The sequence below is a fragment of the Pseudomonadota bacterium genome (assembly GCA_022361155.1).
In the GTDB taxonomy this organism is placed as follows: Bacteria; Myxococcota_A; Polyangia; order Polyangiales; family JAKSBK01; genus JAKSBK01.
On the sequence record JAKSBK010000524.1, the window covers coordinates 1 to 14,541 of the forward strand.

Annotated in this window: 11 protein-coding genes; 3 read left to right on the plus strand and 8 right to left on the minus strand. The window is 64.8% G+C overall.

Features of this window, described 5'->3' with window-relative positions; translation table 11 throughout:
* The coding region (locus MJD61_19420; GenBank protein MCG8557433.1) for a class II aldolase/adducin family protein at window positions 1-557 on the minus strand (557 nt) is incomplete at its 3' end.
* A gap of 179 nt (window positions 558-736) precedes the next feature.
* Here MJD61_19420 and MJD61_19425 point away from each other — a divergent pair.
* A complete protein-coding gene (locus MJD61_19425; protein ID MCG8557434.1) occupies window positions 737-2,449 on the plus strand; it encodes a protein kinase in 1,713 nt (570 codons plus the stop codon).
* A 26-nt stretch (window positions 2,450-2,475) separates the two neighbouring features.
* Here the strand turns inward: MJD61_19425 and MJD61_19430 are convergent, their stop codons facing one another.
* The 4 genes from MJD61_19430 to MJD61_19445 form a co-directional block, all read right to left on the minus strand.
* A complete protein-coding gene (locus tag MJD61_19430; GenBank protein ID MCG8557435.1) occupies window positions 2,476-3,828 on the minus strand; it encodes a response regulator in 1,353 nt (450 codons plus the stop codon).
* Between the two features lie 172 nt (window positions 3,829-4,000).
* Window positions 4,001-4,825: a zf-HC2 domain-containing protein gene (locus tag MJD61_19435; protein MCG8557436.1), complete on the minus strand. Its 825-nt coding sequence runs from the start codon at window positions 4,823-4,825 to the stop codon at window positions 4,001-4,003.
* 11 nt (window positions 4,826-4,836) lie between these two features.
* Entirely contained in the window at window positions 4,837-5,502 is a 666-nt protein-coding gene (locus tag MJD61_19440; GenBank protein ID MCG8557437.1) for a sigma-70 family RNA polymerase sigma factor, read from the minus strand.
* A 176-nt stretch (window positions 5,503-5,678) separates the two neighbouring features.
* Window positions 5,679-5,888: a twin-arginine translocase TatA/TatE family subunit gene (locus tag MJD61_19445; GenBank protein ID MCG8557438.1), complete on the minus strand. Its 210-nt coding sequence runs from the start codon at window positions 5,886-5,888 to the stop codon at window positions 5,679-5,681.
* 91 nt (window positions 5,889-5,979) lie between these two features.
* Between MJD61_19445 and MJD61_19450 the strand changes: the two genes are divergently transcribed.
* Together MJD61_19450 and MJD61_19455 are read left to right on the plus strand one after the other, a co-directional pair.
* Entirely contained in the window at window positions 5,980-6,675 is a 696-nt protein-coding gene (locus MJD61_19450) for a hypothetical protein (protein ID MCG8557439.1), read from the plus strand.
* 62 nt (window positions 6,676-6,737) lie between these two features.
* Window positions 6,738-7,685 (plus strand): sulfotransferase, encoded by a 948-nt coding sequence (locus MJD61_19455; GenBank protein ID MCG8557440.1) that lies wholly within the window; start codon window positions 6,738-6,740, stop codon window positions 7,683-7,685.
* Between the two features lie 214 nt (window positions 7,686-7,899).
* Here MJD61_19455 and MJD61_19460 read toward each other — a convergent pair whose 3' ends face one another.
* The 3 genes from MJD61_19460 to MJD61_19470 form a co-directional block, all read right to left on the minus strand.
* Entirely contained in the window at window positions 7,900-11,202 is a 3,303-nt protein-coding gene (locus MJD61_19460) for a DEAD/DEAH box helicase (protein ID MCG8557441.1), read from the minus strand.
* Between the two features lie 502 nt (window positions 11,203-11,704).
* On the minus strand, window positions 11,705-14,095 hold the full coding sequence (locus tag MJD61_19465; protein ID MCG8557442.1) for an ATP-binding domain-containing protein: 2,391 nt from the start codon (window positions 14,093-14,095) through the stop codon (window positions 11,705-11,707).
* A gap of 100 nt (window positions 14,096-14,195) precedes the next feature.
* Window positions 14,196-14,541: hypothetical protein (locus MJD61_19470; protein ID MCG8557443.1), on the minus strand; the 346-nt coding region annotated here is incomplete at its 5' end.

Consider the following 14,541-nt stretch of genomic DNA (forward strand, 5'->3'; position numbering starts at 1 on the left):
CGGATGGCATCGCTGATGCGCCCCGTCAACTGGCGCTCGTGTGGAGTGTTATCGACGATCGGAACCACAAGCTCGTCATGATACCCGTGACCCTGGATGCCTTTGATCATCTCCAGCCGGCTGCAGCGGAAGGCGGTCTCATAGAGCAGGGTCACGAGCAGCGCGTTCATCGCATGGCTGTGCACCACGGCGCCCGCATCCCGAAGTGTGTACGCGGCCATGAAGAGCGGCGCGCACTCGCTTAGCCTGTGGCCTGGATCAGGCGGCGGCCGCAACACATGGCCACGTTCGTCGAGCTCGAAGATGTCCTGGGGATCCAGGCGCTCCTTGGAAACACCGCTCGGGGCCATGTAGATCCGGTCGGCCTGTTTCAAGCTCACTCCACCCCCGGTTCCCGATACCCAGCCGAGCGTGTAGAACTGGCGGCACAGCTCCACAATCAAGGCACGGGGGTCCCGCAACGCCGCGCCTCGCGGATGCTCGTCCCCGGGTGCACGAGCCTTCAAGACCGCTCCCACCTCGGCCGAGGTTTCTCGCAAGCGGGAAGTTCCGGTCATTGCTGGTCTCCTGCGTCCATGATTAGGGCTCGTGACAGAATAACTGGTCGAGACCGGCCGCGCAGGGCGAATGCGCTCGCCGGCGCGCCCGCCGTTCGAGCGCCCTGGCTACGGCCAACAACCCGGAGGCTCGAGGCTACCGCGAGCGCGGCCCGGTGGTAGGTTGCTAGCCGCCGGGTATGAGTCAGGCCCCCGACCGAATTGGTGCCTACGACATCGAGAAGCCCCTCGGAGAAGGCGGCATGGCACAGACGTTCGTGGCCGTGCGTCGCGGACCGGGCGGCTTCGAGCAGCGCGTGTGTCTCAAGCGGATCCGCTCCGACATGCACGACAACGAAGCGTTCGTACGCCATTTCTTGAGAGAGGCTCGACTCGCCGCCAGCCTGCGGCACGTGAATATCGTTCAGGTCATCGACTTCGGCGTCGCAGACGGTGGTCACTACCTGGCCCTGGAGCTCATCGAAGGCATGGATTTGCGCCAGCTGCTCGACGCGTTGGTCTTGCGTGGCCAGGCCGTCGCACCCCCGCTTGCGGCGTGGCTCGGCAGCGAGCTCGCCGTTGCGCTCGACTGCGCGCACGGGGCCCCGAACGGGGGAGTCCTGCACCGCGACGTATCGCCTTCCAACGTCCTGCTCAGCGCTCAAGGCGAAGTGAAGCTGGCTGACTTCGGCATCGCGAAGCCCGTGGACGGCCCGAGCGAGACCACCCGGCATACCATCAAGGGCAAGTACCCCTATATGGCGCCCGAATACGTGCGTAGCGGGATATTCGACCAACGCTGCGATCTATTTGCGCTTGGCGTGCTGCTGTACGAGTGCTTGGCCGGCCAGCGACCCTACGACGGACCAACCGACCTGGAGACTCTGCGGCGCGCGTCTGAAGGCGAGCACCTCCCCATCGCCGAGGCTCAACCCGAAGTTTCCCCCGAGTTGGCCGGCGTGGTCGAGCGACTCATCGATCCTGATCCGGAGCGGCGGTTCGGTTCCGCGCGTGAGCTGGGCGACGCCTTGCTCGTTGTGCGGCAACCCCCGGAAGCACGGCGGATCTTGGCGGCTCTAGTTGCCGAGCTAGCCCGCATCGGTCCCCAGCGTCCGCACCAGCAGCAAGAGGGCCCGCGCTCCAAACAGCTTCCGGCTACAGCCGCGTTGGGTGGGAGCACGCCTTTGGAAGCAACCCATACCGCGCCGCAGAGCAGGGGCCGGACCCTGCGAACGGGGCGGGGATCCGTGCTGGCCAGCCTCGTGCTCGTACCCGCCGGCGTGGCCGCGCTCGCCACGTACTACAGCGCCGAGCCTGCCGACGTTGCTCGGCCCCAGCCGCTCAAGCGGGAGCTTCCTGCGCTGCAGGCGCCAGCGAGCAGGGAGCTACAACGGTCCTCGGCTCCTTCCGCGGACGGGCCGAGCCGGATGCCGCCCGCCAGCGCCCGCTCGAAGCTCCCGCGCGCCGGTGGCCCGGACCAAGATCACGGCGCCGACGCGCAACCGGATCCGGGGCCGGCGCCGCCCCGAGGGAACGCCGGTAGCAAGCAGCCGCCGCGGGCGGGCGCCGGGCGGGGGCTACCCGTGGACCGACGCGCCACGAATCGGCGAGCGAAGCGAGCGCGCGGATCCTCCAGCGCCAATCGGCGAAGCGCGCGGTCCACCAAGCGCAGGCATGCACCGGACAGCCGGACAGGGAGCAGCCGACCACAACAGCGAACCGCACGCCTAACCGTGATCGTGATCCCTTACGGCACAGTGCACATCGATGGCCGGGATATGGGCCGGGCCCCTGTGAGCGCGCCGGTGGCGGCGGGAACGCATCGGGTCACCGCAATCGCAGCTGGCCGAACCCGCCACGAGACCATCACGCTCGCTGCGGGCGATGAGCGTTCGCTGACGCTCGAGCCCTAACCCTAGCCGGAAACGGTAGTCTCACGTCACGACGCGGGAGAGCTGGATTCGGCTTTGTTGCCCTTTTGCTCCTCTAGCAGGCTCAAGCCGATCGTGATCGCCCTCCGGGTACGCTCGAGCAGCTCCTCGTCCCGGCCGAGCTTGCCCTGCAGGCTCTCGGAATGCGCCCGGAGCTCATCGGCGTAGCGCTGAACCGCATCGTGCTCGGCTTTCTTGGCCTTGAGCTCTTCGCGCACTTGGTTGAGCTCCTGCTCCACCTCGCTCGCCTTGCGTGAGTGCTCCTCCTGGAGGCTCTTGACCGTCTCAGCATGCCGGCGCTGCAGGTCACCGCGCTCGATATCGTGATGTGCTCGCAGCTCTTGCACTGTCTCGTCGTGCCTCGCCTGCAGCCCGTTGCGCTGGCTTTCGGCTTCCGCTGCCATTTCCGCGCGCAGCGCTTCGAGCGCCTCGGCCCGTTCTTCCGCGGCAGCGGCCGCCTGCTCGGCTGCCAGCTTCTCCTTTTCCCGATCGGCCGCTTCGGCCATCCGCCGTTGCTCGCCGGCGAGTACCTCGGCCGCGCCGTCAAGCTCCTGCCTGGCTCGCTCTAGTTGGTCGTTGGCGGCAGCCAGCTCGCCCTCGATCGTACGGACGTTTTCCTCCAGACCGTGCTTGTCCTGGTTGAGCGCGCTGATCTCTTCCCGCCGCTCTTGCATTTCGTGTTCCAGCTGCAGCACGCGGTCGCGTCCGTCGGCGAGCTCTCGCTCGAGAGGAAGGGACTTCTCGCGCTCCGCCAGGATCTGCTTGTCCCGCGATGCAAGCTGAGCCCGCAGATCCAGGATCTCCCGGTTCTTGCCGTTGAGCTGCTGCTTGAGTTCCAGGATATCCCTGCCGCTTCCGCCGGCGTTTCTGCGCTGTCGGCTCGAGTCTTCCATTGGTCGATTCGCTTCCATGGCTGCTCGCACGTCCGCAGGCGCGGCAGGCGATATGTCCGCATCCGCCCCGTCCCCTGTCGAAGCGGCCGGCCCGCCAAGCTCCACGAGCTGACGCGCACGCGCAACCAGATCCTGGGCGCTGATCGGTTTTCGAACGTAGTCCTGAGCCCTCGTTCTCAGTCTCTTATGCTGCTCAAAGGTCTCTTCGGTAGCCTCGCTCGATAGTATGATCAAAGGAACCGACCGGAGATTCGAATTCTTCTTGATCTTCTTGCATACGAGGAAGCCATTCATGCCATCGAGCTCGACCGCCAGCAGAATCAAGTCGGGCCTGGCATCCTCGGCTTGCTTGATTCCATCCAGGCCGTTGTTGGCGACGTCGACGCTGGCTCCCAAGCTCTCCAGCTCCGCTCGAAGCTCCGCGGAATACCGCTCGTCGTTTTCGAACACAAGGACGCGATGCGTCATAGGCCACCTTCTTGAGAAGAGCTTCGATTAGAGACACGGGCTTGGCGCGGCACGCCAGCATAGAAGGCGCCACGGAACCCTGTCAACGGTCCATCGGCCAAACCTCCTCACCTTTCAATCAGTTACGACTCGCTCGGGATGACCGCACCCCTAGCACCCACGTCGCACCGCTCTATCGCATTCGGGCGGAGGCGGCCAGCTGCAGCAACGAGCGCCGGTCGAGGTCACCCGTAATCGCGTACACCAGACCGCTTCGCTGGACTATCGGAACGGTGTAACCGCGCACCTCGTGGTACGGCAGCTCCCGCTTGCCAAGCCGCACGCGCTTGTCGCCCCACGTGACCTCGGCAGGCGACTCGAACACTACCACGGTGAGCCTGCGTCCACCTACATTGTAGTACAGGGTTGCAGCTTGACGGCCTCGAACATGACTCAGGCGGGCCCCCGTCATCCGAACAGGGAAACGTTCGAACTCGACCGGCCTTACCTGAAAGGGCACCTTGCCGCGGAACCAGGGCTCCACCTGTTCGGCGTGCTCGACGTCGCTCGGCAGCGCATGCGAATGCCTGTTGACGACATCATGCAGAATCGGCAGCTCGACGATGGCGCTCTTGGCGGGCACCCGGCCCTCGGCCTGCACCATTTGATCGATAAGCTGCCTACCCGGCTCGCTTAGCCCCAAGCCCACCACGCTGCTGGCTCCCAGCAGCACGGCAGCAGCCGCCGCCCACGTCCAGCGCGGCAGGACCGGCTCGTACCAGGGCTCGGACGGTCCACTCGCGGTTGCCCACCGCTCACGCAATGCCGTGCGAGCCCGCACGCGCACAAGCTCCGGAGCCCCGGGAGGCGCCATCCGGCTACTGAGCTCCTTACGCAGGATCCGCTCCACGGCGAGCTGACGGCGGCAATCCGAGCACGCCTCCACATGCGCTTCGACCTCCACCGACCGCCCGGCGTCGAGCTCCCCATCAACGTATGCGCCGATATACCTGAGCATCCGTTCACAGCTCATGAGCCGTGCCCCCTGCGGCGGCGGTAGTCATCGAGCGAGGCGGGTTCACCCGGCGGGGAGCTCTCCGAACGATCTGGGCGATCCCGGTCCTGGCCTGCACAAGCCGCTGGCACCAAGCCAAGCTCCTCGGCGTAGCCCTGCAGGTGCGCCTGCAGAAGCTTGCGCGCCCGGTGCAACCGCGACATTACCGTGCCGATGGGGCAGCCAAGGACATCGGCGATCTCCTTGTAGGTGAGCTCCTCGACCGTAGCCAACAGGATCACGGCTCGATAATCGCTGGGTAGGCTATCCACCGCGTTCTTCAGCTCGCGAGCCACCGCAGGGCGCAAGGCGTTGCCTTCCGGGTCGAGCAGCCCCCGCATCGCCTCCGCGCTAATGGTCGTGTGTCCTGGCAGCATCGGGTCGTGCGCCTCTCGTGTCGAGCGCTCGCGCGCTCCCCGGCGGTACTGGTTGATGAAACCGTTCATCAGGATCTTCAGCAGCCATGCCTTGAGATTGCTGCCCGGCTCGAAGTGGTCATAGAACCGCCAAGCGCGCAGGAGCGCGTTTTGTACCAAATCCTCGGCCTCCGCAGGCACGCGGGTGAGCCTGAGCGCCATCGCGTACATCGAGTCAAAATGCCGGAACGCGGCCTCCTCGAACTCGGCCTGCCGAGCCGACATGGCCTTACCTCGACGGGAAACGGGACTGCGCACGATGGCCAGGTTAACTCCGCAAGGTGCGGGATTATTCCCTTGTTGTAAGGAGTCCGAACCAATGCTTCACGCCCACAGGGCCGCGGTTCGACAAAGGGCCCTCGAAGACGCGCGGTTCGTGGGGCCATGTGGGCCGGCGCCCCTCAGCCTCGATCGCCATCGGGCTCCACGCCGGCCCGACGTGGAGTGTCCTCCGGCCGAATCTCGATATCGTCCCGAGTCCGAACGCCCCGCTTCAGGCTCCTGATGGCGTCCCCCACAGCGGCGCCCAGGCGTGGCAAGCGCGTGGGCCCAAAGAGCAGGAGCCCAAGCAACAGGATGAGTATCAGCTCGGCAGTTCCAAGGTGGGGCATGGTTCCAGATCCGCCACAAAAGCGTACGCCCGAACGCCCCAGGTGGCAACGAGAGCCGTTCCGCGGCTACAATGCTCCACGCGGATTCGCTATGTCGAGCGACCCCGGTGGACGTCGGTGGCCCGCCAAGCTCAAGCGCGGCAACGCGCTAGCGCCGCCGATCCTCAGCGTGCTGAGCATGCTGGTTACACTCGCCGTGGTGAGCGCGATCGTGAGCAACGAAGACTCACCCTCCAGCCACTCGACGCACCAGGTCCACCCCCCTGATGACGTGCGCACTCCGGAGAGGGCCGCAGAAGCCTATTTCGACGCCTGTCGTCGGCGTGATCCCCGGGGTCCGGCAGCCTCGAGCCCGTCAGGCGCACCCGCCGAGCGGATGACGTCGATGACCTGCAGCCGCCTTGCGGGGAGTGAAGCGCGTCTAATCATCAACGAAAGCCGTGAGCTGCCGGACGGACGGATCGAGCTGCGAGCCCTTGCCCAAGGTCGGCGGCGGGCCGGGCCGGCCACCATCCCCCTGCACGTCCACGTTGTGCTGGCTCCACACACGCGCGGCTGGTACGTGCAGCGCATGCTGATTCCGCAGGCCAAGGCGTCGGGTCAGAACAGTATCGCCAGGTCGCCCCCGAGACGCCCGGCCAGCAAGGCGCCCTGTCGCACGAATGCTCCCTGTAGTGGAAGGCGGCGCAACACCGCTGGACGGGATGGATCGAAATCGAAGTGGCGGCATTACTTCGACCCGGCGCCCAACAGGCGCGTCCGCATGCCGGAGGCCCGGCGCCCGTGAACGCACCCCGGATACTATATGTCATATCACCGCCGCGCTCGGGCTCGACCCTGCTGCAGCGCATGCTGGGATCGCACTCGCGCATTCTCACGCGGCCCGAGCCCCATGTGATCACGCCGCTCGCCTACCTTGGCTTTCATGACCGGGTCGACGCGGCACCGTACGACCACATCAATGCCGCTGAGGCGATTCGTTCCTTTGTCGATGATCTTCCCAACAAGGAAAGGGACTACCTCGAAGCACTACGTAGCTATACCGACACGTTGTACGGGCGGATACTGCACGGCAGCAGCCGCGATCTGTTCTTGGACAAGACTCCAGCCTACGCGCTCGTGTTGCCTTTCCTTACAAAGCTCTATCCCGACGCCAGCTACGTCGTGTTGACACGCCACCCGCTGGCCGTCATGAGCTCCTACGCCAACAGCTTCTTCGGCGGGGACTGGCGAGCAGCGAACGCCTACAACCCGATTGTCAACCGCTACATCCCTGCCATGGCGCGGCCGCTGCGCGAGCGACCCGTTTCGCTCGTTCACGTCAGTTACGAACAGCTCGTCGCTGACCCCACAGCCCAGCTCGAGCGGATCTTCCTCTATCTGGGTGTCGACAACGAACCGGGCGCGGTCGAATACGGCAAGCGTTTCCAGACCAGCAAGGGCATGGGCGATCCCATTGGAGTCGGTCAGCACGAACGCCCGGTGTCGAGCTCGCTTTCCAAGTGGGTGGAGGAACTAAAGGCCGATCCACACAAGCGTGCGCTCGCCGAGCAAATCGTCGAACGCCTGGAGCCGGCAGATCTGTGTGAATGGGGCTACACCCCCAGGGAGCTGCTCGAGCCTCTGTCGGAAACCAGCAACGGCGGCTCGGCCCGCCTGCGCCCCAAGACCAACAGCTATGTATTGCAGCGTCGCGTCCTGCTCGCCCTGCGCAAACAAGTCCGCAAGCAGCCCCTTGGACGGCTCGTTCGACGGGTGCGCTACGCGTGCGACGTGCTGCTCCGCGACAGCTTGTGAACACCAACAGCCGCTGCGCTGCGTGGCTGCACGGCCGGGCCGAGGACGTAAGCCGGCCTGGTGCGATGCCAACTCCGTTCCCGTCGAGAATGGATGCAAGAGCCAGCGCGCCCGGAGCATGCGGTTGAAATCGACAGAGCCCGCAGGAACAGCAGCGCCATTTCGAGGATCTTCTTGAGGACGTAAGCGGCTCTGGCGCCGTTCTCGACGGGAACTAGCTGAAGAGCTCTTCGACGTCCGCCCTAGTCAACCCCTTCATGGGGCCGCCGTCGGACGCGACCAGCACACTGGACACCAGCTGTCGCTTCTTGGCGCCAAGCTGCAGGATCTTCTCCTCGACAGTGCCCTTGGCGATCAGCCGATACACCGAGACCACACGCGTCTGTCCAATGCGATGTGCCCGGTCGGTGGCCTGATCCTCGACCGCCGGGTTCCACCAGGGATCGAAGTGCACCACGGTGTCGGCGCCCGTCAGATTCAACCCGGTCCCGCCCGCCTTCAGCGACACCAGAAAGGCGGAAACCGACTCGTCGTTGTTGAAGCGCTCGACTCTACTGGCTCGGTCCTTGGTGGAGCCGTCCAAGTACTCGTAGGTAATGCCCTCGTTGTCCATGACCACGCGGATCAGCTTCAGCATCTCCACGAACTGACTGAAGATGAGCAAGCGATGACCACCCGGGATTGCCTCCTGAAGGATCTCACGCAGCGCGGCGAGTTTGCCGCTTTCATCGTCGTCCCAATCGCCTTGGATCTTCAGCAGACGTGGATCGCAGGCAACTTGTCTGAGTCGCGTCAGTGCAGCCAGGATCTGGATCTGCGACTTGGCCACGCCTTGTTTCTCCACTTCACTGAGCAGGCTTTCGCGAATCTGGCGCAGAATCTGGCTGTAGAGCTTGGACTGTGCATCCGCGAGTGGGACCACCATATCCTGCTCTATCTTCGCCGGTAGGTCCTTTGCAACATCTTGCTTGGTTCGTCGCATGACGAACGGATGGATCGTCGCTCGAAGCCGCATGGCTGTCTGCTCGTCACCGCGATCGATCGGACGTGCAAACTTCTCCTCGAATCGACTGAGATCCCCAAGCAGTCCCGGCGATACAAAGTCGAAAATCGACCAGATTTCACTCAGACGATTCTCGATCGGTGTCCCCGTCAATGCCAACCGACGCTCACTCTTCAGTCTCTTGGCCGCTCGTGCGGTTGCGCTCAAGGGGTTCTTGATATGCTGCGCTTCGTCCAGAATCACATAACGAAAGTCGATTCCCAACAGAAACTCTTCATCCCGACGCAGCAGCGCATAGCTCGTGATCATGACGTCGAGATTCTCCACATCATCGGCCCGGTCCTGGCGGTCGGGTCCGTGCCAGACAAGCGCTCTGAGCGAGGGCGCGAACTTTTCGATCTCGCACAGCCAGTTCGGCACCACCGACGTGGGCGCAACCACCAGGCTCACGCTCGGCGCCTTCTTGCCCTTGGACTTGGACTTGAGCCACAGCAACAGTGCGAGCGTCTGAAGCGTCTTGCCCAGCCCCATGTCGTCGGCCAGGATGCCACCGGTCGCGAGCCCGTGTAGGAATACCAACCACGAAAACCCGTCCTTCTGGTAGGGACGAACCGAGGCTCGCAGCGACCTCGGCTTGGCCACCTGCTCGATCTGCCCCAGGTCCTCGAGCTTCCCAAAGAGCTGCTTGACGCCGGCAGCCACGCTTGCATCGGACACCAGACGCAAGAGGTCCTGCACCCGCCCCGTTTGGGACAGCGGCAGCTTCTTGCGCTGGCCGCTCGTCGCCACGATCTCGGCCATACGAGCCAGGATCTCCCCTACCTGCTCGGCCTTGACGGGCGCGTACGTGCCGTCCGAGAGCTTGACCAGATGGCGCCCCTTTTCAAGGCACTGACGCAACTCCTCCTCGTCGACGGCCACCGATCCCGCCAGAAACGTCATATCGAGACTCAGCCAATCGACGCCGCTGGAGACCCTGACGTGCGGAGTCACGGACTGATCGCGAATCGTGACGTCAATGAGATCGTCGGGGATGAACCGATCCCAAGTCTCGGGCAAGGTACCGATGCCCTCCGTCCAGAAGCGAACCGCGTCCTTACCACTGGCGACAAGTCCTTCGCCGCTGTCGCCGGGCCGAAAACCCCGATCCATCAGCGCCTGGATCGCGCTCATCTCGGCTCCCACATCGCGCCGTACGACTCGCGGTCGGGCCCCGGAGCGCGGCGGCTGAAAGGCCAGCGGCGGGGGGAAGCCCGTGGCTGGAACGTCGAACTCCAAGTCCCGATACGTGACGTGGAGCCGCGCGTTCGCCTCCAGGATGTCGCCTCCCGCTCGCAACTGGAAACGCGGCTGAGCATCGGCGACATCGGCAACCGATGTGAGATCGGGCAGCTCGGTGCCGAGCGATGCTGCGACGCGAGGAACATATTCCACCAGCAGACGCGGCAAGTCGGCCAGCGGATGAACCAGGGCCGGGGAGCGGTAGAGACGCTGCAGCCACGCGGGTGTGACAGATTCGACCACGGGACGTGCAACTCCGTCGGTGGTGTCGATGTACCAGCCGGGCGTGCCCTCGAACCATGCACCGCTCGACAGGGGGAACCTGCGACGTGTGCTGCGAAGCTCGAAGACCACGCGAACCCTCACCGCCTTGCTGCTAGCCAGGTCCAGCTCGATCTTTGGCAGCAACGGCTCCTCGGCGAAGCGCAGCTCCATCGACGCAGGCTCCAGCAGAGCGCGTCGACCGCGCAGCATCGTCATGACCTCTGCGGCGTCCTCGCCACGTAGCTCTGCCGTGGCGGGAGAACCCCTGGAGGTGTGACGGGCAAGGGCTCGCAGCAGGGGCCGCTCGGCCGCGGGGACGGCATTGAAACCCCCGAGGGCGTCGCTGATCGGCACTGCGGAGCGCGTCCCCGCGAGCACCGGCGTCACGGAAATAGACGCTGCGCGGACCAACACGCGGTACTCGAACGTGTGTGGCTTGGCCAACTCGCCGCGAGGCAGCCACGCCTCGAGGCCGGCTCGAGGCTCGGCCTTCGCCTGCGCACCCCCGAGACCAAGATCCCTGGTGGACAGCACCTCCACTTTGGAAACCTTTACGCCGTTGCCCTGCTCGGGCGCTGAGCCACCACCGCGACGCCGGCGACGCGCCCGACGCCGTTTGCTCGACCCCGGACTGGCCTGCTGCTGCACCGAACGCGGACGCTGTTGCTGCGGTGGCTCCTTGGCCTTGGGAGGTCGCTCCTGGTCACGAAGTGCCACCAGCAGTGCGGCCACATGCTTGCAGTGTCCGGTCGGTCCCCGCCACGCCTGGCAGGTGCAGTGCGATGTAATCTCACCCCTGTCGCCGAGATGGGTCCTGGTCTGCAGCGGCTCGTCGGAGCGCACGAGGATCTTGCATTGCGCAGCCTTGCCATTGGACTTCAGCTCGGATACCGCGTGTCGTCGCGCGTAGATGCGTCCACGCAGAAACGCGTTTCCGCCCACCAGGCGTTGGATCGCCCGATCCGACATCCGCCCCACGTGCTGAGCTATCTGAGTTGGCTGACTTTCGACCGCTTGGTTTTCGGCCATAGCTGTTCGGCCTCCGATGGCCAGGCTCCTGCTGAGCTCCTTCAGCGTCTATGAAGGTTTTCAAACTAAGGGAATCATTATGGATTCCATTGAACAGCCGACGCAGCACAGCCTATCGCTGCGCTTGCCCCCGCGTTCCCCGAGTCTTGCGCACCGGCTAGTGCATTGACTCGAACTGCGACCAGGTACCAGATGGCGGCAAACAGACTGGGCCGCCGCAAAAGGGACTCGTAACCGAGATCATACACAAACTAGCACCGTCTGCAACTGGTTACCCTCGGTTTGCCCCCGGTTTGGTTGAGGCTGCGCCAAGAATATCGAATGCGGAGTCCTCAGAGCTGCGGAGAAGTGGGCCTTCCCGATGTGAGAGAGCCTTCCCGATGTGAGAGAGCTGGGTGCGGGCGTGGTTTCTTGCTGCTAGCGACCAGTTCAACGCTGTCCATCACCCATCCTGCGAGTGCCCCGACTGCCCGAGCCCTTCGGGCAGCAACTCCGACGGGCGGCCCGTCGTGCAGACCCACAGTTGATGCGCCGCCCGGGTGGCAGCGATATGGAGCAAGTGTCGCGACTCGTCCTCGACCGGATACGATACTTCGGAGACTTCGGCAAGCACTACGTAGTCAAACTCCAACCCCTTCACCTGGCGCACGTCGGTCACGTCCACACCCGGACGAAACGGGAAATCCTGGTCCGCGATGCGTCGCAAATTCGGCACCTCCGCATTGGCCAGGCCACGATGATACAGGTCAGCCTGCTCGGGATAGTGTGCGATCACAGCCACCGATGCGAGCGGCTCGCGCGCTGCGAGGGCACGCAAGGCCTCACCTAGAAAGGCAACCGTGTCGCCCACGTGAGCGAACTCAAAAACTTCGACCGGGACGCCCCTGCGTGTGGCCCGTGCTGGCTGTGCCTCGGCCAAAGGCCCCAATACCTGCTGCGCAAACCCCATGATCTCTTCTGTGGAGCGGTAAGCCAACTTGAGGGGCTCCACTTCCACACCGGACAGACCGAGATCGCCGAGCACTCCCCTCCAGTCCGAGAACCCGTTATCCAGCAGCAGCCGCTGAGCCACGTCCCCTGCAAGCGTGACGCTCTGCCGGGGCACGGTATCGAGCAACACCGCAAGCTCGACCGGGCTGAGATCCTGCGCTTCATCAACAAACATGTGAGCGTACGCAAGCACTTCCTTGTTCCGGCGTAGCGGCCCGCGTAGCTTCTGAGCAAGCCGCAGCAACAGCGCGTCGTCCTCGCGGTCGATACTGGGCGATTCCCCTTCTTCGATGCCGTCGACCCCTCGGCCGAGATCGAAGTCGGACTCACCGTTGGCGGGATGGCTGCGCACCGAGTCGACCTCGCTCATAGCGGCCCAGCACTGTCGCGTGCACCAGCGCACGGCTGCAGCCATTTCCCGCTCACCGAATTCGCCTTTCGCGTGAGCCGCAAAACCGTGGGAGAGGCGATCCATATCGGTCAGCAATTCGCTCCAGGCACCCGGCACGTCGTATGCGATCCTGCGCGCTCTTGCGAGCTGCCGATCCACGAGGTGGCGGACGCGCATCGGCAAGGCCGAGCCCCCGGAACCCGCCAGCCAAGCCGAGGCTGCCAGGACGCGTTGGCCCAGGGCTCGCCCCGAGCCGGCCATCCAAGTGTCCAGTGCCCCCTTGGCCGCGGGATGCTCGGCCACGACTTCGTGCAGTGCTGCGACAACGGTCCTATCGTGACCGGCCACATATGCATCGATGATCCGCAGCATCGCAGGGTGCTTTTTTATCCGTACGACTGCGTTGGGGGTGTCTTCGCAGTACTGCAAAGGCAGCCCCTTGACGTTCCGCACGCGCTGCTTTGCCGCCCACTTCTCGAAGGTCAACACACCGACACCGGCAACACCCAGCGCGGGTAGTACTCGGGAGACATAACGCGCAAGCGCGTCGTTGAAAACGACGACGAGCATTCGGTCTGCGCGGAAGCGCTTGGCGAACTGGAACGCGAGGTAGGCCATCCGATGCAGCCCAACCGTGGTCTTGCCGCTGCCCGCTCCCCCCTGGATGACGACCAGTTTCGAGTCGGGTCGGGTAATGAGGTCGAATTGTGCCGGATCGATGAGCGCGGCGATCTCAGGCAAGTGCTTCTCGATTCTTCCCTCTCCGTCCACACCGACCCCAAGTTGACCCAACTTGCGGTGATGGTCCGGACGCACCGCGGCGCCCTGCCCTCCCCCGAGCTCCGCAGCTACGTCGCGAAGCCGTCGCCAGCAGCCGGAGCCCAGACGCGCGAAGGTGCCTTGCGGCGACGCTATCCTGCGCAACAGCCCGTCGACGATCGCCAGTGTTCGGCGCACCAGCACCTCGCCCTCGGCGCGTCGCCCGCCAAAGACCTCGTCGTAGTCGTCGCCCTCGTCGTAGCGGTAGTAGATGCGGCTCACAGGCGCATCGCGCCAGTCCACGATGCTCACGCCCGTGCGCGGGTCGAGATACGTACCCCTTCCAATGAGCACCTCGCGTTTGCGCTCACCCTCCTGCAGGACGATGCGTCCAAAATAGGGCGAACGTGCGTCAACCCAGCCCTTGGTCACTTCGGAGCGCCGGGCGGCTACCTGCTGCAGACGCTCCATCTGTGCGATCAGGGCGGGTACATCCTCCAGGCGTGCTTCAGCGATTTCGTCCCGAAGGGCAATCAGATCGGCGTCGTAGTCCGACTCGGACGCACGCCGAAGCAACTGATTGCCGAGATTGCGCACCACGCGGCTGAGCACGCGCTCCTCCTCCGCGACGATGTGCTTCAAGTCGGCGTCGCCAGCATCCGCACCCGACGCCGGGGGTGTCTCTTGGGTCACGCTGAGGCTCCGATTCGTCCCAAGGATCCGATCGATGGGGGGTAGCATCGAATCGCTACCCGAGCCAGCAAGCCTGAGACTTCCGTTTCCGGCTGCGCCCTTACTTCACGACGCGCAGGTAGGGCGGCAGCGGTCGGGCCGAGCGCCGCTGCTTGCGAGCGCCGTGCGACCGCAGGCCGCCGGCGCGTGGCGTCGGACTCGCCCTGTCGGCCAGCTGCCGCCACGGTTCCCCAGCGCGGTCGAGCTCCCCCACACTCGAGCGACTAGCAGATTCGGCCAGCTCGGGCGCCAGCGACGGCCGGGTTGTGCCCGCCAAGCCGTCCGACCGCGGTGCGTCGGAACTACCCGCATGCCTTGGCCTCTTGCCGAAACGGCTTTCCAGCTCGGGTGTGAGCCCTCGCGTCTGTCTTTGGATCTCGGCTGCGATCTCCGGCGGCACGTCATCA

Excerpts from the sequence above, each read along its gene's own strand:
- MJD61_19450 (MCG8557439.1), top strand. The coding sequence starts at position 5,980 with ATGTCGAGCGACCCCGGTGGACGTCGGTGGCCCGCCAAGCTCAAGCGC.
- MJD61_19440 (MCG8557437.1), bottom strand. The coding sequence starts at position 5,502 with ATGTCGGCTCGGCAGGCCGAGTTCGAGGAGGCCGCGTTCCGGCATTTT.
- MJD61_19460 (MCG8557441.1), bottom strand. The coding sequence starts at position 11,202 with ATGTCGGATCGGGCGATCCAACGCCTGGTGGGCGGAAACGCGTTTCTG.
- MJD61_19430 (MCG8557435.1), bottom strand. The coding sequence starts at position 3,828 with ATGACGCATCGCGTCCTTGTGTTCGAAAACGACGAGCGGTATTCCGCG.
- MJD61_19435 (MCG8557436.1), bottom strand. The coding sequence starts at position 4,825 with ATGCTCAGGTATATCGGCGCATACGTTGATGGGGAGCTCGACGCCGGG.
- MJD61_19445 (MCG8557438.1), bottom strand. The coding sequence starts at position 5,888 with ATGCCCCACCTTGGAACTGCCGAGCTGATACTCATCCTGTTGCTTGGG.
- MJD61_19455 (MCG8557440.1), top strand. The coding sequence starts at position 6,738 with ATGCTGGGATCGCACTCGCGCATTCTCACGCGGCCCGAGCCCCATGTG.
- MJD61_19425 (MCG8557434.1), top strand. The coding sequence starts at position 737 with ATGAGTCAGGCCCCCGACCGAATTGGTGCCTACGACATCGAGAAGCCC.